Source organism: Bacillus sp. FSL K6-1338, assembly GCF_038006965.1.
GTDB classification, from domain to species: Bacteria; Bacillota; Bacilli; order Bacillales; family Bacillaceae_G; genus Bacillus_A; species Bacillus_A thuringiensis_S.
In genome coordinates this window covers 715,523-739,493 of sequence record NZ_JBBOWI010000001.1, presented here as the reverse complement: position 1 = coordinate 739,493, position 23,971 = coordinate 715,523, and the positions used below count along the sequence as shown (strand labels likewise).

Genomic DNA, 23,971 nt, shown 5'->3' with positions numbered 1-23,971 from the left:
CTTATGATAAGATAGCTTTTTTCTATTTCTTGGATATCCTGGTATAACTTTATTTATCTTAAAATTTTCACAATCACGTTTTTCTCTGGAAAATAGTTTACAATGTAATCAAGTTACAAATGATATTCACCTTAAAAAGTGTGCATTTGTGTCTATTTTTTAACAATATATCAAAAACTATTGCCTTCTATAAATTAATAGGTTTATATTGTTTTATTGGCATAGTTTCAATCCAAGGAGAAAGGAGATTTTCAATCGTGCAACTAAAGAAAGCGTTTTGGAAGTTGGCTTCGCTTCTTCCGTTATCATTACTTCTGTTCCTCGGTGGCTGCGATAAAAAACTCGCAGTATTAAATCCGCAAGGACCTGTTGCAAAAGCACAGTATGATTTAATTGTTTGGTCATTCTTGCTTATGTCATTAATTATCGCAATTGTATTCATTCTGTTTACAGTCATCTTGATTCGTTATCGTGAAAAACCAGAGAATATGGACTATGAGCCACCTGAACAACACGGTAACACATTACTAGAAATTATTTGGACGCTTGTTCCTGTTATTATCGTTATCGCATTATCGATTCCAACAGTAAAAGCAACTTATGCTTCGGAAGAGGTTCCGAAAGAGTCCAAACATATTAAACCAGTTGAAATTTATGTTACATCTGCAAACTGGAAATGGTTATTCAGTTACCCAGAGGAAAAAATTGAAACCGTTAACTATTTAAATATCCCAGCTGGTGTACCAATTCAATTCAAACTGACTTCTGTCGGCCCAATGAATGCTTTCTGGGTACCAGAACTTGGTGGTATGAAGTACACAATGGATGGCATGATTATGGATCTTTATTTACAAGCTGATAAGCCAGGTTCTTACCTAGGCCGTAGTGCGAACTTCTCTGGTGAAGGATTCACACACATGGAGTTCGAAGTTGAAGCAAAAACTAAAGAGAAATATGACAAGTGGGTTAAAGAAGTACAAGAAAAGGCTGATAAGTTAACCGAAGAGAAGTACAACGAAATTATTAAACCTGGTGTAGTTGGACGCATGACGTTCTCTAGTCACCACTTAAGTTATGTAGATCCAAAATCACTTGAATATTGTGATTACAACTACTACAAAAACAAAAAATAATAGCTATTATTCCAACAGATTGGAGTGAACACAGTGAAGCTTGATGAATTCTTTGTCACAGGTGACCCGATTATTTACGGTGCAGACGCTTCTATCGTTCTTGTGACATTAGCAATCATTTTCGTACTAACAAAGTATAAAAAATGGAAATGGCTTTGGGACGAATGGTTGACAACTGTTGACCATAAAAAAATCGGAGCCATGTATATTATTTCTGCGGTTATCATGTTATTCCGTGGTGGTATGGATGGTTTAATGATCCGTGCACAGTTAACATTCCCAGAAACAACTTATTTAAACGCTGAACACTATAACGGAATCTTTACAACGCATGGTACAGTAATGATTCTTTTCATGGCAATGCCATTCGTTATGGGATTAATGAACCTTGTAGTACCATTACAAATTGGTGCTCGTGACGTTGCATATCCGTTCTTAAATGCTTTAAGTTTCTGGTTATTCTTTGTCGGAGCAATGTTATTCAACATCGCTTTCGTAATCGGTGGTTCTCCAGACGCTGGGTGGACTTCTTACTTCCCAATGGCAGGTACAGAGTTTACTTCAGGCGTAGGAAATAACTACTACGCAATTGCATTACAGATTTCAGGTCTCGGTACGCTAATGACCGGTATTAACTTCCTTGTTACTATCTTAAAAATGCGTACACCTGGTATGACTTTAATGAGAATGCCAATGTTTACTTGGTCAATCTTAATTACAACAATTATCATTATTTTCGCTTTCCCAGTATTAACAGTTGCTCTTGCATTAATGACATTTGACCGTCTATTCGATGCTCACTTCTTTACGATGGCGAGCGGCGGTATGCCGATGTTATGGGCCAACCTGTTCTGGGTATGGGGTCACCCTGAAGTATATATCGTTATTTTACCGGCATTCGGTATTTTCTCTGAAATCATTAGTACATTCTCACGTAAGCGTCTATTCGGTTACAGTGCGATGGTATACTCAATGGTTGCAATTTCTTTACTAAGTTTCGTCGTATGGCTTCACCACTTCTTCACGATGGGTGCAGGTCCAGCGGTTAACTCATTCTTCTCGATTTCGACAATGGCGATTTCGATTCCAACCGGGGTTAAGATCTTTAACTGGTTGTTTACACTGTATAAAGGACGTATTCGTTTTACAGTTCCAATGCTTTGGTCATTGGCATTTATTCCAAACTTCGTAGTCGGTGGGGTTACAGGGGTTATGCTTGGAATGGCAGCAGCTGATTATCAATACCATAACAGCTACTTCCTAATTGCTCACTTCCACTACGTATTAATCGCAGGTACAGTATTCGCTATGCTTGCTGGATTCACATTCTGGTATCCAAAAATGACTGGTCATATGTTAAATGAACGCCTAGGTAAATGGACATTCTGGATCTTTATGAGCGGATTTAACATCTGTTTCTTCCCAATGTACTTCTTAGGTTTAGACGGTATGACTCGTCGTATGTACACTTACTCTGAAAGTCTTGGATGGGGATGGCTAAACCAAATCGCATCTGTTGGTGCGGTAATGATGGGTATTGGCTTCCTACTTCTTTGCTACAACGTAATTTGGAGTGCACGTCACGGTGAACGTGACACAACTGGAGATCCATGGGATGGTCGTACACTTGAATGGGCAACTCAATCTCCTGTACAACATTACAACTTCGCAAAGCTTCCTGAAATTAAAGAAGCTGATGCTTTCTGGTACATGAAAAAACGCGGAGAAACAGTTACACCAGCAGCAGAAGATATCAAACCAATTCACATGCCAAGTAACTCTGGTGTGCCTATTATTGCGTCTTTATTCTTCGGTCTTGCAGGTTTCGCATTAGTATTTAGCTGGTTCTGGCTTGCAGCAATCGGTGGTATTGGTATTTTAGCTTGCTTAATCTATCGTTCATTCGATTATGACGATGGTTACTACGTAAGTGTTGATGAAATTAAAGAAACAGAACATATAGCATGAGAGGTGAAATGACATGGCGGCTTTAGATAAAAGCTTACCTTTGGAATATCAATCCGAACAAAGCAGATTGAATATCCTAGGATTCTGGATTTTTCTTGGGGCTGAAATTATGCTGTTCGCAACACTTTTCGCCTCTTATCTAGTCCTTGCTGGTCGTACGGCAGATGGCCCAACTCCAGCGCAACTGTTTGAACTTAAAACGCTTTTAATTCAAACATTACTACTTTTAACAAGTAGTTTCACATGTGGTATCGTAATTCACGAAATGCGTAAGCACAACCAAAAAGCGATGCTTGGATGGTTCGTCCTTACATTACTTTTAGGTGCAGGTTTCCTATTCTTCGAGATTGAAGAGTTCATTATGTATATTGGTGAAGGCGCAACAATTCAAACAAGTGCTTTCCTATCTGCATTCTTCGTTCTTCTTGGAACGCATGGAGCCCACGTAACAGGCGGTATCATTTGGGCAATTTGTGTTATTATCCAAATTTTAAAACGAGGTCTAACACCAGTTACAGCTCGTAAAGTATTCATTATCAGCTTATACTGGCATTTCCTTGACCTTGTTTGGGTCTTCATTTACACACTAGTTTACTTGAACGGGATGGTGGCGTAAATGGCTCAAAACAACAATCAAGCAAATGGGCATGCGCATAGCGGATTCCCTTGGTCACACGTTTTCGGATTTATTTTATCGCTTGCATTAACGTTTCTAGCGTTATACGTGGCACTTTACACAACATTGCCACTTTCAACAGTCTTAACAACTATTATCATCATGGCTGTTGCGCAAGCATTGTTACAATTAATTATGTTCATGCATTTAAAAGAAGGAGAAGGAAGAGTTCAAATTCTTACAATGATATACAGTTTCTTCGTTGCAACTGCAACAGTTGGTTTAACTGTATGGATCTTCTTCTCAATGTAATGTACATGAAAAAGACTGCTGAGATTCCTCAGCAGTCTTTTTTTATCCCCTCCCCTATTACATCCACATTACGGAATTAACAACAGAATCATGAAAAATATACTTATTATGACAAATGTTAAGAAAAGTCTTTCTTTATGAAATCGAATCCATATGCGTTGCTTTTCTACCTATTATATGGCTAAATAGGTACTATATTTATTTGAAGGGAGAGAACGCAATGGAACATCATACTTCTGTTCTATCACTTATGGTTATCGTTGCAATCGCGTTTTTCGTTCCCCTTTTGTTACAACGCTTTAAATTAAAAGCACTTCCTGTTGTCGTTGCAGAAATTATTGCAGGAATCTTTGTAGGTAAAAGTGGGTTTAATATTATTGAGCCAGATATATGGCTTCAAGTTTTATCAACATTAGGATTTATCTTCCTCATGTTCTTAAGCGGTTTAGAAATTGATTTTTCTATCTTTAAACAAAAAGGGAAAAAAAATACGACAAACGAGCCAAATACATTTCAAGCAGCAAGCATTATCTTCTTATTTATTTTCATCTTATCTTATGCCCTATCATTACTATTCGTATGGCTAGGATTCGTAGATAATGCAATGTTCATGACTTTAATTATTTCAACTATTTCTTTAGGTGTTGTTGTACCAACATTAAAAGAGAACAACCTAGGAAAAACTGCAATCGGACAAATCATTTTATTAGTTGCTGTTATTGCAGACTTAGTTACAATGATTTTACTCGCTGTTTTCGTCGGATTAAATTCCGAAAGCGGCCAAAGTATGTGGCTCTTACTTCTTCTATTCGGTGCCGGTATTGTCATTTACTTTATTGCAAAACGCTTTAAAAACATTCCATACTTAGATAGTTTAAAAGCTGGTAGTGTACAAATTGATACACGGGCTGTTTTTGCACTCATTTTAATCTTAGTTGGTTTATCGGAATCTGTTGGAGCAGAAAATATTTTAGGTGCCTTCTTAGCAGGCGTACTTGTATCGTTATTATCACCAAATGAAGATATGGTTGAAAAACTTGATTCCATCGGCTATGGTTTCTTCATCCCTATTTTCTTCGTAATGGTTGGTGTAAATCTAGAGGTATGGTCTATTTTCAAAGAACCTTCTAGCATGCTAATGATCCCAATCTTAATTGTAGGACTCTTTATTTCAAAACTCTTACCATCACTCGTCTTACGAAAATGGTATCCACGTAATATCGTACTTGGAAGTGCAATTTTATTAACATCGACACTTTCTTTAGTTATTGCGGCTGCACAAATTGGTGAAAAACTGGGGATTATCAGTCCAAGTTTATCTGCCTCTCTTATTTTAAGCGCAGTTATTACTTGTATTTTTGCACCTATATTATTTAAAAAAATGTTCCCAAAAGTAGAAACACCAAAACCAAAAGTAGCTATTATTGGCGCGAGCAGAATTACCCTTCCGTTATCACTAGATTTAAAACGAGAAGATTATGACGTAACGCTATATATGATGCGTCAAAACAAAATAAATGATGAAGAAGCGAAATCACATGACTTTCCTATCGTGAAATTAGATGACATCACAATTGCATCATTAACTGAACAAACAGCATTTGATGCAGATCGCGTCGTTGTTGCAACAAGCGATGATGAACAAAACTTATTATTGGCAGAACATGCAAAAGAGCTAGGTGTTGAACATGTTATTGCAAGTGTAGAAGATCCACTTCTACAAGAAAAAGCAACGCAAGAACATATCGCTGTATTCTCAACAATTAACTCTACACGTATTTTATTACGTGCACTTATTGATAAACCTAGTCTCGTTCGCTTAATTACAACAGCAAACGAAACAGTACGCGAAGTTGAACTGCGCAGCAATAAATATAACGGCATTGCGCTTCGCCGCCTCCCGTTTTTAGGTGATGTACTTGTCATTCAAATCTACCGCGGTAATAAAGCATTAATACCACATGGTGATACAAGACTACAACACGGTGATACATTACTTGTAACAGGTTCGAAAGAGCATATCGATACACTAAAAAACATATTAGAGTAAAAAAAATGCCCCCCACATAATTGAGGGGCATTTTTTAATTTTCATATGGTAAAATGTTACTATCACATATTATGAGGATGGATTACATTATGTCTATTGTAACTTTAGCTCTCTTATTATTAGCAGAAGTACTCGTCGCCATTATTCTCATCGGTGTTAGCATTGAAATTTGCAGCTATGGTTGGAAAAAATCAAATGGAGTTAAATACTCATGCCTTTTTCTTTCACTCCTTCTAGGAACCGCTAGTATACTCGGCCTTCTCGCTGCACCTGCATACTTCTTTATACAACTTATAGAAAAAGGTTTATAAGAAAGGATGATAATATGATTACTGTGCAGTATATTGATGCATCCGAGACACACTTATTACGCCAAGCGGTGTTGCGTCCCAATCAGTCCCTAGCAGACTGTAAATACTCTTCTGACTACGAAAAAGACACATTCCACTTAGGTGCCTTTATAAACGATGAGTTAATTAGCATCGCTTCCTTCTCAAAAGAAATATATCCTGATTTGCAAAATGGTATCCATTATAGACTACGAGGAATGGCAACATTACCTAACTTTCGGAACAAAAGAGCTGGAAGCTCCTTAATTCAGAAGGCAGAACAAATTTTAAAAGAACGGAAAGCAAACATTCTATGGTGTAATGGCCGTATTACTGTAACTGACTATTACAAGCGATTAGGCTTTCAGGAGCATGGTGAAATCTTTGAAATTGAACCGATTGGCCTTCATAAAGTTTTGTATAAAAAGATATAAGAAAAGCTTTCCTCAATACGGGAAAGCTTTTCTTATATTTCAATCTTCACTTTTTATCTTTTTCATATATATGTAGATAAATAAACTAGGAACTAAAAAACAAGCAAACATAATAAGTGCTGTTATACTTATTTCTTTTATCGAGATATCTGGTGTTACAATGATACAAACAGCTAATATCCCAATAATAATACCTACTGGAATTAATAATAATTTCATGAAATAGCTACGTGACACTCCGCCTGTGTGCTCATATACCTCTACAGAATGTTTTAAATTTAAGAAGTTAATAACTACGATCCCGCCAATAAATATCATTAATAAATCCGAAACACTTTCATATCCTGCCTCTTGCAAGACATAGCGGTAAAAGATGATAGCTAGTATGACGATATTTTGTAAGATGAAAGCCAATCTAATATGTTTTAACCCTTCAATCATTAAACGTTCATCTTTCACGATTTTCATCCTATCACTCCTTTTCCTCCCAAAACAACTCATTCAACGTTTTATCTACTGCATAACAAATTTTCAAACATAAATCTAAAGATGGATTGTATTTCCCCTTCTCAATTAAACTAATCGTTTGCCTTGTAACGCCTACTTTTTCTGCTAATTGTTGCTGTGTTAAATCTAACTGAACACGCGCGACTTTTATTTTACTTACAGCCATTCATGTTCCTCCTCCACCTTTATTGTAACATATATATTCCTTTAAGTAATTTATATTTTACAAAACCAATTAAGTTTTCACCTTATTCCAATTAGTGCGGGCTAATACACAGTGGGGATCCTCCCTACTGCCTATAGTCTCACTTTATTATACACAAAAAAGGAGCCTCTCATAAGAAGCTCCCTCTCCTATATCTATATTATAAGAATAAATGACATCCAAATAAAATTGTAAATAAGTATAGTAATGGATGTACTTCCTTTCCTTTACCCTTCACAATTTTCAAAACTGGATATACTAAAAATCCAATTGCGATTCCATTTGCAATACTAGATGTTAACGGAATACCTATAAAAATCAAAAATGCTGGTAACGCATCTTCAAATTCATTCCAATTAATATCTCGAATGCTTTGTGCCATTAAACTACCTACTATAATTAATGAAGGAGCTGTAATAGCGGCCACACTTGATAAAGAAGCAATAACAGGACTGAAAAATGCCGTTATAATTGTTAGACCAACAACTACAATCCCTGTTAATCCAGTTTTCCCACCTGCAGCAATACCTGCTGACGATTCAATCGTCGCTGCTGTTGGGCTTGTTCCAAAGATAGAACCTGTAGTCCCTCCAATTGCATCTGCAATAAACGCTTTACCAAAACGCTTCTCTGTATTGTCTGTAATTAAACCTGCTTGTTTAATTAAACCAAGTAATGCACCTGTTGTATCGAATAAAAGTACAAGTAAAAATGAAAATACAACACCATATAATCCGTATTCAATTACATCTGAAAATGCATTGGTTAGGTTTGAAACGATAATACCCTCTGGCAAATGAGGCATCGCCACAATTTTATCAGCAAACTTCAATTGCCCTGTAAAGAAGGCGATAATTCCTGTCACAATCATACTAATAAATAATGCACCACTCACACGTAATGCCATTAATACCGCCGCTAATATTAAACCAATTAAAGTTAAAATAACAGCTGGAGAATGAAAATCACCAATCGTAACTAAATTAGACGGATGATCTACGATAATTCCAGAAAGGCGCAATCCAATAAAAGCAATAAATAGTCCAATTCCACCTGCAATTGCATGCTTTAAACTATCAGGAATTGCTAAAATTAACTTTTGCCTAAACGAAGTAAAAGATAATAAAAGAAAAATAATCCCCGTTACAAATACAGCTGAAAAGGCAACTACATATGTAATCCCTTCTGCCTTCTGTACAACAGAATAAGCAAAATATGCATTCATTCCCATAGCTGGAGCAATAACAATCGGGTAATTCGCGAAAATTGCCATACCTACTGTTCCAACAACAGTGGCAATAATTGTTGCTGTAAACGCTTGGTCAAATGGTACACCTGCATCAGATAATATTTTTGGATTGATGACAAGAATATACGCAAATGTAAAAAAAGTTGTGATGCCAGCTAAAAACTCTTGCTTCACAGAAGTGTTATATTTTTGTAATTGAAACATGCTTATGTACCCTTCCTACACCTGAATTATTATCACACATTCTTTTCTTACTAGTATGTGAGAAAATATAATACTTAATCTTAACAATCAATAAAAAGAAGAGTCAATATATTCCCTAATAGTTCGAATTTTAAGTTTAAGTCTGACAAGTACAGATGTAGTACAGTTCATTATGATTATTTTTGTAGCATAACAGATAGAAATGTTTTATAATTTGAAATAGTTAAATATTTAGCAAACGCATTCAAATATCGTTCACTCTACAAGGGGGATTCTTCTTATGCAGCACACAAACAAATCTGGAACTTTAAATCGTGGTTTAAAAGAACGACATATTACTTTAATGTCACTTGGCTCAGCTATTGGTGTTGGGCTATTTTTAGGATCCGCTTCCGCTATTAAACTAGCCGGTCCTTCTATTTTACTAGGCTATATGATTGCCGGACTCGTTATTTTTTTCATTATGCGAGCTCTCGGGGAAATGGCAATTGAACAACCTGTTGCCGGTTCTTTTAGTAAATATGCATATGATTATATCAGCCCACTCGCTGGTTATATTACTGGTTGGAATTACTGGTTCTTATGGGTTGTTACTTGTATGGCTGAAATTACAGCAGCTGGTATTTACATGCAGTACTGGTTCCCAGATATCCCGCGCTGGACTTGGGCATTACTTGCTCTATTGTTAATGAGCGCTTTTAACTTCTTATCGGTAAAAGTATTTGGAGAACTTGAGTTTTGGTTTGCTCTCATTAAAATTGTCACAATTATCTGTATGATAGTAGTCGGAGCTGGTATTATTTTATTCGGATTCGGAAACGGTGGTATCGCTACTGGTATTTCAAACCTTTGGTCACATGGCGGCTGGTTCCCAAATGGTTTTTCTGGGTTACTACTCTCCATGCAGATGGTACTATTCGCTTATTTAGGCGTTGAATTAATCGGTGTTACAGCTGGTGAAGCTCAAAATCCGAAGAAAACACTCGCAAAAGCAATTGATAACGTGTTTTGGAGAATATTACTGTTCTACGTAGGAGCTCTATTCGTTATGATGGCAATTTATCCATGGAACGAACTTGGTGAGAAAGGAAGCCCATTCGTATTAACATTCCAGCAAATTGGTATCGCAAAAGCAGCAGGTATTATTAATTTTGTCGTATTAACAGCAGCTCTTTCTTCTTGTAACGGTGGTTTATTTAGTACAGGCCGTATGCTATTTACATTAGCTCAGCAGAAAAAAGCTCCTGAAAGATTTGGTCGTTTAAATAAAAACGGCATTCCAAGCCAAGGAATTGTAGCAACTGCTATCGTTTTACTCATTGGTGTTATATTAAACTATCTCGTACCTGCAAAGGTATTTACATGGCTTACTAGCATTTCAACTTTCGGCGCAATTTGGACTTGGGGAATTATATTAGTTGCTCAAATTAAATTCCGTAAAAGCTTACCTACTCAAAATAAACAAAAGTTATCATATAAAATGCCTTTATACCCATTAAGCTCATATTTCTCACTCGTTTTCCTTGTATTAGTACTAGGTATAATGGCGTATTCAGAAGATACACGAATTGCATTGATTGTCGGCCCAATTTGGCTTATCGGCTTAGCAATCGTATATTACATGAAAGGGTTTCATAAGATTGATGAAACACCTAACTCAAAAATTAGTTAAGCAAAACACCCCTTCCTTATTACTTGGAAGGGGTGTTTTTATATCTATATAAATATTTCTCAACAAAATTCACGGTATTTTTACAATCTTTTAATATTTTTTATGTTTTCCGTCTTTATTTTTACAGAAAAATAAATTACATTATTAAAGCACATATATTTATTATTAGGGGGATTCTTCTATGAAGAATAAAAAATGGATTACATTTTCTTTAGCAACAGCAATTACACTAAGTATAGGGACCTCGTTCATACCGTCTACTTATGCCGAAAGCTCTGTAGACCCAGCTCCTGAAATTGCTGCAAAAGTTGTAAATCAAAACAATGGGAAGAAAGTATTATTCGATAATACACACGGTCAAACTGCTGGGACAGCTGACTGGGTTATTGACGGCGGCTTTTCTGACTTCGGAAACGGCATTGCAAAAAACGGATATCACGTAAAAGAACTTCGTAAATCAACACCTATTACGTACGAAGACTTAAATGGTTACAATGTATTTATCGTTCCAGAAGCTAATATTCCTTACAAAAAATCTGAGCAGGACGCTATGTTACAATATGTAAAAAATGGTGGTAGTATCTTCTTTATTGCCGATCATTACAATGCGGATCGTAATAAAAATCGCTGGGACTCTTCTGAAGTATTTAATGGATATAGACGCGGTGCTTGGGATAATCCAGCAAAAGGAATGTCTAATGAAGAAGCAAATTCACAAGCTATGCAAGGAGTAGAAAGCTCTGATTGGCTATCTGACAACTTCGGTATTCGCTTCCGCTACAATGCACTTGGTGATGTTTCAGCGAAAACAATTGTATCGCCTGAACAATCTTTCGGAATTACAAAAGGTGTTTCTTCTGTAGCAATGCATGCTGGTTCTACTCTAGCAATTACAAACCCAAAACTAGCAAAAGGACTTGTTTACCTTCCAGAAAATCCATCAAAATGGAATAACGCTGTTGATAGTGGCGTTTATAATGGCGGTGGTATTGCAGAAGGCCCATATGCTGCAATTGCAAAAATAGGACTTGGAAAAGCTGCCTTTATTGGTGACTCTTCTCCTGTTGAAGATGCAACGCCAAAGTACGTTCGTGAAGATTCTGGCCAAACAAAGAAAACTTACGATGGTTATAAAGAAGAAAACGATGCGATTTTATTAGAAAACATCGTAAATTGGTTATCGAATAAAGAGACATTTACAAGTTTAGATCAAGTAAATGGTTTACAACTTGATTCACCTACAGCTCTACAAACATTTGAACAGCCAAGCTTATCAACAGAACCACAACCTGAACCTTGGAGTGCACCAAATGCAGGTTATCAATGGTTTAATACAAATACTTTTAAACCAGGTTCATACGGTTATAACGGTGCGGTAACAACAAGCGACTACGTCGTTACACACCCTAGCATTCTACCAAACAATGAAATTTTCCAAATGAAGATTCAAGTAAACAACTTACTACCTAATACAACTTATAACAACTATTCTTTAGGTATATTCACTACTGGTGGAACACAAGTAGCAAAAGTTCAAAATACAAACGGCACTTGGCCATCTGCTTTCGGATATAGTAGTGCATTCTCTTTCACAACAAACAGCTTAGGCTCTGCTGAAAAAGTTGTAAATGTACAGATTGATTCAAATACAACTGGACAAGCAACGCTTCGTCTACGTCAAAATACAACAGCGAAATATAATGAAACTGTAACGATTAATAAAAAATAATGAAAAAGGCAATCCATACATGGATTGCCTTCTTTTCACTTCTCTTCTTTTGAGAAAAACATTCTTGAAATAACGATACCTATACTACCGACGATTAGGAATAACACTGCCCTAATCATCATCGAAACCTCCGGTAAATCAAGTAGGAATAACTTCCCTACCGTTACTACTAATACGATTAATCCAGCATATAATATTTCATTCATCTGTCTATAACGGCCAAACCAAACTGCAAATAACGCATATATCATCCATAATAACGATACAGATACGCTAATTATACTTCCATCTGTAGAAAGAACTTCACCAATTCTAGTAATTGTAATAAATACAATGACCATTAACCAGTAGAGCGCTATAGAGTACACATACTTACCAAAACTCGCTAACACTTCTTTCGCTTGTCTCATGCAATAATAGAATGTTCCTATTAAAATAATATGAGCAACAAAGCCTGCCGAAATAAATTGATCAAACGGACTAAAAATCGTTTGTATCATTCCAATCGCGTAAATCGTTGCACTAACATACAATTTTATCTGTTGTTTTCCTTTAATAGAAGTAACCATTCCAAGGAAACCTTGTAATAATAGTACGATCGCTGCATTTACTAAACTATACTCGTATAAAATCGCTAAACTAAATGCTCCCATTGTGAAACCAAATAAGAGATTTGTAAATGTAGAATGTCTATTCTTCCTATACTCAAGCACAAACATAGCAGCGTGCACAATTGCACTAATAATTAATCCCCATGTTGTAAAATCAGGTATTTTTGAAATAGCTAGTATAAAGAACACTGCATTCGCACTAAATATCGCCAAACGCGGTTCTGGTATAAAACTTCTCTCCGTAAACATATGCCAAAATAATAGTAAATGAATCAAACCATATACAATCGTTAACTGTATTTGCAAGTTCTCTACTAATATTGACATAACAGCAAAGAAGACAAAAAGAACAATGGCCGCAACAGCGTAAGAAATCATATATAAATATTTATAACGATTTTTCAATCCATACCATAATAAACTAAGTGTTAACACTGTCTCATATCCAAAGAAAATATAAGGATTAGGAGTCGTACTATTTAACAAGAATGGCACGAAGAACGCTCCTACCGCTACGAAGATAGTAAGGTATTCCGAGTTATATCTTTTCGCTAAATAAATCCCTAAAATAACCCATGTAATATTAAAGAGAAACGCGATACTTGCCGGAATAAATGCATACAAATAATGTGCCGCAAACGTCGTTAAAACAATCCCCGAAATACTTCCTCCAACCAATACTAATCCTAACGCCTGCCGCTCTCTTTTAATTTGAATATCTCCTATATAATACAAACCGATAGATAATGCGATACCAAACACAATTCGTATTGCTGGTGTTAATAAACCAGCATCTACCCCTGCTTTAAATAACCAGATCACTCCAAGCAACATAATACCGACAAATACACGCGGTAACCACGTTTGACAAAACTTAATAATATTAAATGGCTCTGGTTTAAAAGCAGATATATCTACTTGTTTTACCTCACATTCTTGCAAAGGCTCTTTTATCTTAACTATTTCTTCTTTTGGCTTTTCCTCCATTACCGTTTCAATATATTCTTTCTTATCCTTACTAACATGTTGCTGAGCGTTTTCTACTTCTATTTCCCTTTGCTTCACCTTTAATTCAGCAAGTGCTTCTTGAATCGTTTCAATTGCCGTTTCGAGTGCTTCTATTTTCTTATCCAAATCCTTCTTCATATGCTACCCCCTTATTCGTAACTCTCATTAAACCTATATATTACCAATTACCTTTATCATACTCTTAGTCTATTCATTTTCAATAGTATTTTTCCAAAAAAAGAAAGGTGTCTTCCCAAAATAGGAAAACACCTTTTTACTCATTTATTCTTATTTAAAGCAATGCTAACGATGAAACCAAGACACATGCCTACAATAGCTGGAACAATCCATCCAACACCTTCTGTATAAAACGGAATGTATTTTAATACTGACGTCCACTGATTCATCATTACATTTTTATTTAAAATATCAATTGCACTAAATATTGCTACAATCCAAACAGTTACTGTATATACGTATGCATACTTCCCAATATACTTATGGAATAACCCTAGAATAATAAGCGTTAATGCAATTGGATAAATAAATCCAAGAATTGGTACTGATACTTTTAAAATTTGCGTTAATCCTAAATTAGCTAAGATCATACTAACAACGCTTACTATAAATGCCCACACTTTATAAGATACTTTCGGAAATGCACTCGAAAAAAATTGACTACAAGACGTAACAAGTCCAATTGAAACACATAAACATGAGATAGTAAAAATAAGACCTAATAAAACGACTCCGCCCTGTCCAAATAATGTAGTCATAACTTGTGCTAACACTTTGGCACCGTTATCAAATGTTCCTAATGAGCCACTAATTGCCCCCACATATCCAAGGATGACATAAATAATCGATAATAATAGTCCTGCCCCGATTCCAGCAATACTCATATATTTCGCTAAACCTTTATCATCTTCAATACCCTTTGCACGTAATGCATTTGCAATAACAATTCCAAAGATTAAAGCAGCTAACGCATCCATTGTTAAATATCCATCTAAAAACCCTTGAAACATAGGAGCTTGGCCATAGTTCCCTATTGGTTCTTTCATATCTCCTACTGTTGTAAACATACTCTTTATAAAAATAAGTGCAATCATACATAATAATAACGGCGTCAAGACTTTTCCAAACAACCCCATTAGTTTAGATGGTGATAAACTTAACCAGTAAACAATACTAAAGAAAATAACTGTGTAAAACAATAATACTCCGCTTCCTGCTTCAGGGAATAACTGACCTGGCCCCATTTCAAAGGCTAAACTTCCCGCACGTGGTATACCAAGCCCAGGTCCAATAAATACATACACGATACATGGAAAAATAATTGCAAATGAAGAATGAACTCTACCCGCTAACGTTTGAAAACTTCCTGCTTTTGCAATAGAAATAACACCTAATATAGGAAGACCTGTTGCTGATATAATAAATCCTACTAACGAAATCCACACATGTTCTCCTGCTTCATATCCAAGAAAAGGTGGGAATATAAGATTCCCTGCTCCAAAGAACATCGAGAATAACATAAGACTAATAAGTAAAATTTCTTTTTTCTGTAACAATTTCATTTCTTTCTCCTTCTTTAATTTCATCTTTTATGAAATCAATTCCACATATAAAAAAAGTACAATAACCCGCTTCCTTACAAAGAAAACATAGTCCATAGTCTATCACAAAAGAAACACCCCTTCTATAGCTATTCCCTTTTTCCAATCTCTTCTGAAAAATCAACCTTTATTGACTTATAATAGTTAATAAAGTAAAATATTAAATGTACAAAATTATTAACTTTGTTTTTGTTTGTGTCAGGAGGAAAATAACATGGAATCAGCGATACAACTAGAAAGAGAACAACAAAGAAAAAAGAAACATCCTCCAGGTTTATACTTACTCTTCTTTACAGAAATGTGGGAAAGATTTAGTTACTATGGATTACGAGGATTATTAACATTATATTTAACGACAGCTTTAGTAAGCGGTGGTCTTGGGTTTAGTCCCGCATGGGCACTCTCTATTTACGGATTTTATACTGGAGCCTGTTATTTCACACCAATGATTGGTGGATACTTAACAGACCGTTTTCTAGGTAGACGAAAAGCAATCACAATTGGTGGTATAACAATGGCAATCGGTAACCTTACACTATTTGCCTTGCAAAACCAATTAGGCCTATACCTCGGATTAGCGCTTATTATTATCGGTAACGGATTCTTCAAACCGAACATCTCTACACTGGTTGGAGAATTATACGAAGAGAACGATCCAAAACGTGATAGTGCATTTACCATTTTCTATATGGGTATTAACGTCGGGTCATTTTTAGCTCCACTCGTTTGCGGGTTTTTATCAGAAAATTTATTCAAAACAACAGTTGATGGCGTTGTACATTACGGATTCCGTTACGGTTTCTTAGCCGCTTCAATCGGAATGATTATTGGACAAATTTTATTTACAACATTATCAAATCGCTTCCTTGGTGATATCGGTAAAAAACCAACTCGCGATTTACAAACAACAGATGGACAACCATCAGTAGGAGATACACCGTTAACAAAAAAAGAAAAACAACGTACCGCAGTTATCGTCATTTTAACATGCTTCGTTGTCTTCTTCTGGGCTGGCTTTGAACAAGCTGGTAGCTCGTTAACATTATATACAAACAAATTTGTAGACCGCTCTGTGTTCGGATGGGAAGTTCCAACATCTTGGTTCCAATCGGTCAATCCATTATTTATTATTTTACTTGCTCCAGTCATTTCTGCATTATGGGCAAAACTTGCAACTCGCAAGCGCGGTGATTTAAAAATCCCAACTAAAATGGGACTTGGTATGATCTTGCTTGGTATCGGTTATATCATTCTCGTTATCGCTACATTAAAAACAGGTAGTGATGAACATAACATTACAGAAAAAGCAAACTTACTATTTATCGTCTTTACGTATCTTTTCCATACGTTAGGTGAGCTATTCTTATCACCTGTCGGACTATCAATGGTTAGTGCGCTTGCTCCGGTAAAATTAGCATCTTTACTAATGGGTGTATGGCTAGCAAGTTCAGGTATCGCCAACATTTTAGGCGGACAACTTGCAAGCTTCACAACCTCACTTGGATACGCTGAAGTATTCACGGTTATTGGCGCTGTGGCAATTGTATTAGGTTGTGTTTTATTATTAATTTCTAAGAAATTAGTGAAATGGATGGATTAAAAAAGATGAGGAATTTCTCCTCATCTTTTTTTATGCCGTTTTACCTTTTTCTATTGCTTGTTCGTACAGCTCTTTATGTTCTTTATATTCACTTGGTACGAAACTCTTATAGAAGAATGAGAACCAGCTGTCTCCCTTTTTATACCCTTCTTCTCGAATTTCTGCTGCTTTTTTATTCAATTTAAACCCTTCAGTAAACCATTTCTTTAACAATTCATTTCTTTCATACTTAGCAGGAACTTTTAAATTATAGTTTTCAAATGCATACTTATAGCCAGCCTTTTCTACTGCCTTTTTTGTAGACTTATAGCCTTTTTCATACGCTGTTTCATATGCCTTCACGTATACTTCTTTCTCTCTATTTCCAGGATTCTTTTCAGCTAGTTCTTTCCCTGTCTTTTCTCCTAATTCAGCTTGTTCTTTTTCAATTTTTTCTGTTCTTTCTTTATTCCCTACTTTGAACCCGTCTACAAAGTTTACCTTAAACTCTGGAGCAACTTGACTATCGTCCATCGTCTCTTGTGCTAAACCTTGTTCTTTTCCTTTTTCAAAATGCGTTTTCTTCTGCTCTTCTAAAGACCATGCGGCTGCATAAGTCGCTTTAAACGCTTGTTTATATGCATCAGATTTTCCAGCTACATGCACTTCTGCATCATTTTTTCCTGCTTTAAAATCAGTTTCTCCATTCTTTTGACCTTCAAGTTGACCTTTTTCCATATCAGCTTGGCGCTGCGCTTCCTCTTGCTTACGTGCCTCTTCAGCTTTTCTTTGTTCTTCGGCTACACGTTGTCTCTCTTCTTCAGCTTTACGCTGTGCTTCTGCTTGTCTCTCAGCTTCTACAGCACTATTATTATTCTGGCTAGGAGCTGGGCTCGTTGCACCACTACTAGAAGCTGGTTTATTGTGATAATGATATTCCCCGTACTGTAATCCCCATTTCTCACAATTTGTACGACACGTATGTCCGCCATTAGCATCTGTACGCCCTGGATGCGCATAAGCTGAAATTGGAGCTACCAATAACGCTATACTCGTTGTTAAAAGAAGTTTCTTCACCTGTTGTCTCACTCTTGTTCCTCCCAAAATATAGAATTATAACTTTATTATACATAAATAGAAGAATACTTAAATACAAACCAAAACATTCTATTTTTTCTCAACATTAGTAAAAAAGAAGGTGAACTCTTTAAAGAGTTCACCTTCTTTTTTACTTCTTCGCCTTCGTTCCTACTAAATCACCAGCAACAACATAACGCTTAGAATTATCCTTTACAGATACACATGTAATAAGCGTTATCTCATCTTTCCCATGATCCTCCACAACTTCCCACTTATCAGGAGTTACTTCAGATACACCAGTAACCGCATACTCATATTCATTTTCATTGTCATACAAATAAATTTTATCGCCTTTTTTCAAAGAAGCTATATCACTAAATAAAACACCTTTTTTAGACATGTTATGTCCTGCTAGTGCGTAATTTCCTTTTCCCATAACTTGATTCTCTTTTACTGTCGCTGCACCTGTTAATAAGTTTTTTTCAGTAGAAGCTTTCAAAACAGGCAGTTCTACTGAAACACTTGGAATCGAAATACGACCAATTACTTGTTTCTTATCTAATGATGCATTCGCTACTTCCGCCAAGTCTGGTTGATTAATTTTGGAAGCATCTACAAATTCCGTCTCATGCTTTTCATAATCCATCTTTTGAACAGCCTGCACATTTTCAGTCTGTTTCTTTTCAGCCTGATATCCATCATAAAATGGCTTTCCAATTAACACCCCACCTACAACAAATAGCAGGATTGCTACTATACTATAAATTCTTTGCTTATTCATATACAATTCCTTTCCCTTACAAAATCTTACTCTATATAAAATGATAAAATAATATCGCCATATGTACAAGTATTAGCTGAAAAGAAACCTTCTTGCCGGTGCAAGAAGGTTTCTTTTTAAGCTAATTTATTTCTGTATAATGATACGTGAAATACTGTCATTTGAATAAAGAAAATAGAAAATAGAATATATAATGGGTATCCAGGAAGATATTCATTAATAATAGGCGAAAAAGTTAAAAATCCAACTGCACAAGGTAACACAAACCATAACGATACAAATGTTGTTCGACAAGCTTTATCCGTAATCGCTTTTTCACGTTCATCTTCTAGTGGAAATAATAATGGATACATCCAAAAAGATAAATTCTTATATTTTTTCTTTTGAATTCTATAAAAAATTGTAACTATAATAGCTCCAATAAATAATAAAATAAATGGTACTCCATTAACCGCTACTTCAAACGGGAATTTCTCGTTTTTAAATATGTCTGCTAACTCTGTAATAACACTATAAAATTCAACAAATGTCCAGCATGCTAGTGCAGTATAGAGTACATTTATAATATAAGAAAAACCAATTCTACTCATCCTCTTCCCCCTCCTTATTTAAAACAAACACGTCTTCCATCTTTAACTGGAATACATCACAAATCATCAATGCTAGTAACAATGAAGGAACGTAATCCCCTTTTTCAATTGCAGCAACTGTTTGTCTCGTCACTCCAACCTTTTCTGCTAATACACTTTGTGAAAAATTAAAACGAGCTCTTAATTCTTTTACTCTGTTTAAAATGGTCAAATTTACCACCTCTCACCATTATTGTATGCTATCCTTAACAAAATGTAAACTTAACTTAACATTAATATTGTAAAAAATCCAACTCTACGTATTGTAAAGTTGGATTACGTTTTAGTTTAAAATTGTAACTTTAACGATTTTTCTTCCCCATTGACTAGAAGACCCTTTATCAGGCATTAACACATCAATTCTGTTACCTTTAATCGCTCCACCAGTATCTGCTGCAATTGCGACTCCATAACCTTCAACATTTACAGTTTTGCCTAATGGAATAACACTTGGATCTACAGCAATTAATTTCATTCCTGGGTTTGCAGTTAGATTATAACCTTTACCACCTGGTCCCCATGCAGAAAATACTTGTTGACCTGACGCATAACCATTTTCCGCTGGATCAGCTGTATAAGCTGTAGCTTCTACATAAATTTCTTTCCCACCAGCAGTTGGCTTAGAAGGTTGTGCAGGTTCTACCTTCGAATTATTATTAGCAACTGGTTCTGCCGGTTTACTAGCTTTTTCTTGCTTTTGCTTTTCAGCAATTTCTGCTTGTGCTTTCGCTAAAGCTTCTTGCTCAGCCTTTGCAGCCGCTTCTGCTTTTGCACGCTCTTCCGCTGCGATTCTTGCTGCTTCTTGTTCACGAGCAATTGTTTCTTGTACTGCCTTCATATTTGATTCAATTTTAGCTTTCTCTTCCGCTGCTAAATTAAGCTGACTTGCAACCTCATTATATTTAGCTTGAACTGTTTGTAAGTTATCTTGACGTTTTTTCAAGTTATCTTGCAGTTCAGCTTGCGCTTTTGCTAATTTTTGTTTGTCTACTACTAAAGATGCTTCTTTTTCGTCAATTGTTTTCTTATCTTCTTCAATTTGACGAAGATCTTGTTCTTGTAGACGTAAAATTTCTTTATCAGCTTCTAGAATAGTAGAAACTGCGTTCATACGTTGTAAGAAGTCTGCAAAGTTTTTTGACTCTACTACAACTTCTACTACTAAACTTGTATTTGAACTGTTTTGAACAGAAACCATACGTTTTCTCATAATGTCTTTACGAGCAAGGACTTTATCCTCTAAAACGACAATTTCTTCCTTTTTTTGTTCAATCTGCTTATGTGTTTCATCGATTTTACGTTGAATAGCAGCTTGATCCTCTTTATTTTTTGCAATTGTATTATTTAAATTATGTAGTTCGTTTTCAATACCTTTAATTTCTTTACTAACAGCTTGCTTCTCTTGCTCTTTCTTTTGCATTTCTGCATCGTTTTGTTGCAATTGCTGTTGCATGTTGTTAAGTTTCTCGTCGTTTGACTCTGCTTTAACAGCGACTGTACTAGAAAGACCGATAATTCCTGCTAATACTAGACAGCTGATTCGCTTAAAATAGTTCATAATCCGACTCCCTTCTTATACAGTTATACATGATTTATTTTACAGTTTGTTTACAAAACGATTAAATACAGTTTATTTTTCGTGACAAAAAAAAGAGAATTATGAATAAAATGTAATAGATTCTTAAATATTTAACAATTCCTATATTTAAAAAATACAAAAGATGCTAAAATCCAAATATAGAGAAAATATAACTTTCGAAGGCGGTTGAAATAAATACATGTTTACTCAAAAGAAATCACTCCAACATACAATTGCTCAATTAGAAGAGCGTATACAAGAATTAGAAGCAGAATTGAAACAAAAAGATATTGAAAAACAAGAGACTATTTCGACTATCCACGATCGTGTACAAAGCGTTGTACAAGAGCATCAACTTGTAAATAACCAACACAATACACTCCAAAATTTAGTTCAACAATTAAGTTCATGTTTCGAAAATGTTTCAACACGTACGACACATTCCAATGAGTTAAATAATGAAATGTTGCAAAAGGAACAAAGCTTAATTCAGTCTATTGCAGAAATTATTGACTGCTCTAATGAAGGAAAAGAATCCGTTCACCGCTTACTTATTGTAATTAATAAATTAGGTGAACAATCTCAACGCACGTCTAATAGTATGAATCATCTAAGCGAACGCTCAAAGGAAATCGAGCAAATTGTAGAAGTCATTCAAAACATTGCAGCACAAACAAATTTACTTGCCTTAAATGCGAGTATTGAAGCCGCACGTGCTGGAGAGCACGGTAAAGGATTCGCTGTCGTTGCCAATGAAGTAAGAAAACTAGCGGAAAGTACAGCAGAAAGCACAAAAAACATCGGCAACTTAACGAAAAAAATTCAAGAAGAAATTGAAAAAGCATACGATAATACAAAAGATAATTTACATTTAGTCGATGAAGGTGTAGAAATGAGCGCCGATACAAACGCTAGAATTGAAAATATTTTAGTTATGATTCAAACGTTACAAAATGGCGCTACAAATGTTATTAAGGCTATTGAAAACCAAAAGTCTTGTAATGATGACATATTACGAGAATTCGCTAATACACAACAAATGTTCCAAAAATTAAATACTACTATTATGAATCATATTCATGATGCTGAAAAAGTCGATGTTCAATTGTCTAAAAGTCTTCAAGGAACAGTAACTTCTTAATTAAAAATAAAAATCCCTTATACTGCTATAAGGGATTTTTATTTTATTTCGAATATTTATTTCTTTTCAATATTCATCCATATCTTTGTTATAATGGAAAAGTTGTTTCTTTCAACTAATAAACAAGGAGGTTATTATGGAACAATTTTACTACGTTTTAAAATATTTAATTCTCGGTCTGTTCCAAGGACTAACAGAACCAATTCCGATTTCTTCAAGTGGTCACCTCGTTTTAGCACAACATTTGCTAGGACTAAAAATAGAAGGATTTAGCTTCGAACTACTTGTTAATTCAGCTTCATTATTAGCTGTATTACTTATTTATAGAAATGATTTAATTCGTCTGACGAAGAATGGTCTCTCTTATATATTTACAAGAGCAGAAGACGCGAAATCAGATTTCTTCTTTATTATTTATCTTGTTATTGCAACCATTCCAGCAGGTGTTATTGGTGTTTTATTTAAAGATTACATCGATCAGTACTTAAAAGGTGTGAAGATGGTTGGGATTTCCCTTCTTATTACTGCTGTCGGCCTTTGGATTATTAGAAATTTACGCGGTCGTAAAAATGATGGCGACCTTTCTATGAAAGATGCAATCATCGTCGGATTAGCACAAGCTTGCGCACTGATTCCTGGAATAAGCCGATCTGGTGCCACAATCGTAGCAGCAATGTTACTTGGTATGAAGCAAGAAACAGCTCTTCGCTTCTCATTCTTACTATACATTCCTGTTAGCTTAGGTGGCTTATTGTTAAGCATTACAGACATTGCAAATGATCCAAATCTAGACACATTATTCGTACCATATGTCGTTGCATTCATCGCAACATTTATCATGACGTATATTTCACTAAAATGGTTTATGAACATTATGGCAAAAGGAAATTTAAAGTATTTCTCTTTCTATTGTATTATCGTAGGTGTACTTACTCTTATTTTCTTATAAAGTGAAACTTACAAATCGAAAGCGAGTCATTCTATTACACTAGATGACTCGCTTTTTTATACCTTTATTAAGTTAAAACCTATCATTTACTTCGAATTTACAGAATAGTATAATAACGATCAAGTTCACTATTATAGTAATTCTATCTTTCCTACTATTATCGTAAAAGAGGTGTTTATATGCTTATAGTTACTAAACTCATTCACATTAAGTACGGATATGAAAGTGAGCTACTTTGTGAGCTTAAACAATATTATCCTTCCCCTGGAACGAACGGTTTTATTAACATAGAGTTTTCACATGTTCATCGTACAAATGATAAGACAGAATATATGTTTCGTATGTTATGGAAAACACAACAAGATTACCATACATGGCTTTCTCAAAGAGAAGGCCATGTAACTTTGAAGTACAAAATACAAGGCTATATCCTTTCTTCCAAATCAAATGCTACCTATGTGCATTAACTCTTCTCTTTTTATTCCTTGCGAGGAGAAAAATGATAAAGTGAAACTTTAATCCTCACCAATCGTGCTTCCCACAAATAGCGGGATAAAGAGCCCTCTTACTTTTCATACTGTAAGAGG

22 protein-coding genes and 1 pseudogene are annotated in these 23,971 nt (G+C 35.3%); 13 read left to right on the top strand and 10 right to left on the bottom strand.

Annotated features, from left to right (window positions below):
* Positions 1 to 257: 257 nt before the first annotated feature.
* The 7 genes from NZ044_RS03805 to NZ044_RS03775 all read left to right on the top strand — a co-directional run bounded on the left by NZ044_RS03805 (position 258) and on the right by NZ044_RS03775 (position 6,842).
* Complete coding sequence (locus NZ044_RS03805; protein ID WP_001176164.1) at positions 258 to 1,133, top strand: cytochrome aa3 quinol oxidase subunit II; 876 nt, start codon at positions 258 to 260, stop codon at positions 1,131 to 1,133.
* 33 nt (positions 1,134 to 1,166) lie between these two features.
* Positions 1,167 to 3,101 (top strand): cytochrome aa3 quinol oxidase subunit I, encoded by a 1,935-nt coding sequence (qoxB, locus tag NZ044_RS03800; RefSeq protein ID WP_000762373.1) that lies wholly within the window; start codon positions 1,167 to 1,169, stop codon positions 3,099 to 3,101.
* Between the two features lie 13 nt (positions 3,102 to 3,114).
* Positions 3,115 to 3,717: a cytochrome aa3 quinol oxidase subunit III gene (gene qoxC, locus NZ044_RS03795; protein ID WP_000729316.1), complete on the top strand. Its 603-nt coding sequence runs from the start codon at positions 3,115 to 3,117 to the stop codon at positions 3,715 to 3,717.
* Complete coding sequence (gene qoxD, locus NZ044_RS03790; RefSeq protein WP_000068425.1) at positions 3,718 to 4,029, top strand: cytochrome aa3 quinol oxidase subunit IV; 312 nt, start codon at positions 3,718 to 3,720, stop codon at positions 4,027 to 4,029. It abuts the gene before it with no gap.
* Between the two features lie 220 nt (positions 4,030 to 4,249).
* Entirely contained in the window at positions 4,250 to 6,079 is a 1,830-nt protein-coding gene (locus NZ044_RS03785) for a monovalent cation:proton antiporter family protein (protein WP_000399955.1), read from the top strand.
* A 53-nt stretch (positions 6,080 to 6,132) separates the two neighbouring features.
* Positions 6,133 to 6,390, top strand: a complete 258-nt coding sequence (locus NZ044_RS03780) for a DUF4022 family protein (RefSeq protein ID WP_003260542.1) — start codon at positions 6,133 to 6,135, stop codon at positions 6,388 to 6,390.
* A gap of 14 nt (positions 6,391 to 6,404) precedes the next feature.
* Complete coding sequence (locus NZ044_RS03775) at positions 6,405 to 6,842, top strand: GNAT family N-acetyltransferase (RefSeq protein ID WP_095691398.1); 438 nt, start codon at positions 6,405 to 6,407, stop codon at positions 6,840 to 6,842.
* Between the two features lie 39 nt (positions 6,843 to 6,881).
* Here NZ044_RS03775 and NZ044_RS03770 read toward each other — a convergent pair whose 3' ends face one another.
* The 3 genes from NZ044_RS03770 to NZ044_RS03760 all read right to left on the bottom strand — a co-directional run bounded on the left by NZ044_RS03770 (position 6,882) and on the right by NZ044_RS03760 (position 9,007).
* A complete protein-coding gene (locus NZ044_RS03770; protein ID WP_000706625.1) occupies positions 6,882 to 7,310 on the bottom strand; it encodes a hypothetical protein in 429 nt (142 codons plus the stop codon).
* Between the two features lie 4 nt (positions 7,311 to 7,314).
* Positions 7,315 to 7,515 (bottom strand): helix-turn-helix transcriptional regulator, encoded by a 201-nt coding sequence (locus NZ044_RS03765; RefSeq protein ID WP_000301184.1) that lies wholly within the window; start codon positions 7,513 to 7,515, stop codon positions 7,315 to 7,317.
* 199 nt (positions 7,516 to 7,714) lie between these two features.
* Entirely contained in the window at positions 7,715 to 9,007 is a 1,293-nt protein-coding gene (locus tag NZ044_RS03760; protein WP_098505635.1) for an NCS2 family permease, read from the bottom strand.
* A 280-nt stretch (positions 9,008 to 9,287) separates the two neighbouring features.
* On the opposite strand from NZ044_RS03760, the gene NZ044_RS03755 reads away from it, so the two are divergent.
* Together NZ044_RS03755 and NZ044_RS03750 are read left to right on the top strand one after the other, a co-directional pair.
* Complete coding sequence (locus NZ044_RS03755; protein WP_001164901.1) at positions 9,288 to 10,679, top strand: amino acid permease; 1,392 nt, start codon at positions 9,288 to 9,290, stop codon at positions 10,677 to 10,679.
* A 181-nt stretch (positions 10,680 to 10,860) separates the two neighbouring features.
* Complete coding sequence (locus tag NZ044_RS03750) at positions 10,861 to 12,408, top strand: DNA-binding protein (RefSeq protein ID WP_000791516.1); 1,548 nt, start codon at positions 10,861 to 10,863, stop codon at positions 12,406 to 12,408.
* 35 nt (positions 12,409 to 12,443) lie between these two features.
* Here the strand turns inward: NZ044_RS03750 and NZ044_RS03745 are convergent, their stop codons facing one another.
* Positions 12,444 to 14,165, bottom strand: a complete 1,722-nt coding sequence (locus NZ044_RS03745; protein ID WP_000710904.1) for a DUF2339 domain-containing protein — start codon at positions 14,163 to 14,165, stop codon at positions 12,444 to 12,446.
* 140 nt (positions 14,166 to 14,305) lie between these two features.
* A complete protein-coding gene (brnQ1, locus tag NZ044_RS03740) occupies positions 14,306 to 15,607 on the bottom strand; it encodes a branched-chain amino acid transport system II carrier protein BrnQ1 (RefSeq protein ID WP_000771705.1) in 1,302 nt (433 codons plus the stop codon).
* 253 nt (positions 15,608 to 15,860) lie between these two features.
* On the opposite strand from brnQ1, the gene NZ044_RS03735 reads away from it, so the two are divergent.
* The gene (locus NZ044_RS03735) at positions 15,861 to 17,246 is read left to right on the top strand and encodes a peptide MFS transporter (protein WP_000443141.1); all 1,386 of its coding nucleotides are present in this window, start codon (positions 15,861 to 15,863) and stop codon (positions 17,244 to 17,246) included.
* 30 nt (positions 17,247 to 17,276) lie between these two features.
* On the opposite strand, the gene NZ044_RS03730 is transcribed toward NZ044_RS03735, so the two are convergent.
* The 5 genes from NZ044_RS03730 to NZ044_RS03710 form a co-directional block, all read right to left on the bottom strand.
* A complete protein-coding gene (locus tag NZ044_RS03730; RefSeq protein ID WP_001249807.1) occupies positions 17,277 to 18,314 on the bottom strand; it encodes a YHYH domain-containing protein in 1,038 nt (345 codons plus the stop codon).
* Positions 18,315 to 18,453: 139 nt separating this feature from the next.
* Complete coding sequence (locus NZ044_RS03725; RefSeq protein WP_001041729.1) at positions 18,454 to 19,086, bottom strand: class A sortase; 633 nt, start codon at positions 19,084 to 19,086, stop codon at positions 18,454 to 18,456.
* A 116-nt stretch (positions 19,087 to 19,202) separates the two neighbouring features.
* Positions 19,203 to 19,676, bottom strand: a complete 474-nt coding sequence (locus NZ044_RS03720; RefSeq protein WP_000086544.1) for a hypothetical protein — start codon at positions 19,674 to 19,676, stop codon at positions 19,203 to 19,205.
* Positions 19,669 to 19,887 carry a helix-turn-helix transcriptional regulator gene (locus tag NZ044_RS03715; RefSeq protein WP_000154017.1) on the bottom strand — a complete coding sequence of 73 codons (219 nt, stop codon included), beginning with the start codon at positions 19,885 to 19,887 and terminating at the stop codon, positions 19,669 to 19,671. Before NZ044_RS03715 ends, NZ044_RS03720 begins: the two co-directional genes overlap by 8 nt.
* 111 nt (positions 19,888 to 19,998) lie before the next feature.
* Positions 19,999 to 21,273 (bottom strand): 3D domain-containing protein, encoded by a 1,275-nt coding sequence (locus NZ044_RS03710; RefSeq protein ID WP_001105781.1) that lies wholly within the window; start codon positions 21,271 to 21,273, stop codon positions 19,999 to 20,001.
* Positions 21,274 to 21,904: 631 nt separating this feature from the next.
* Between NZ044_RS03710 and NZ044_RS30795 the strand changes: the two are divergent.
* The 3 genes and pseudogenes from NZ044_RS30795 to NZ044_RS03695 form a co-directional block, all read left to right on the top strand.
* Positions 21,905 to 22,435 (top strand): annotated as a pseudogene (locus NZ044_RS30795) (methyl-accepting chemotaxis protein); the annotation flags it as partial.
* 136 nt (positions 22,436 to 22,571) lie between these two features.
* On the top strand, positions 22,572 to 23,384 hold the full coding sequence (locus NZ044_RS03700) for an undecaprenyl-diphosphate phosphatase (RefSeq protein WP_000434794.1): 813 nt from the start codon (positions 22,572 to 22,574) through the stop codon (positions 23,382 to 23,384).
* A gap of 179 nt (positions 23,385 to 23,563) precedes the next feature.
* Positions 23,564 to 23,851, top strand: coding sequence for a hypothetical protein (locus tag NZ044_RS03695; protein WP_000909751.1), 288 nt, complete (start codon positions 23,564 to 23,566; stop codon positions 23,849 to 23,851).
* The last annotated feature ends 120 nt before the right edge of the window (positions 23,852 to 23,971 follow it).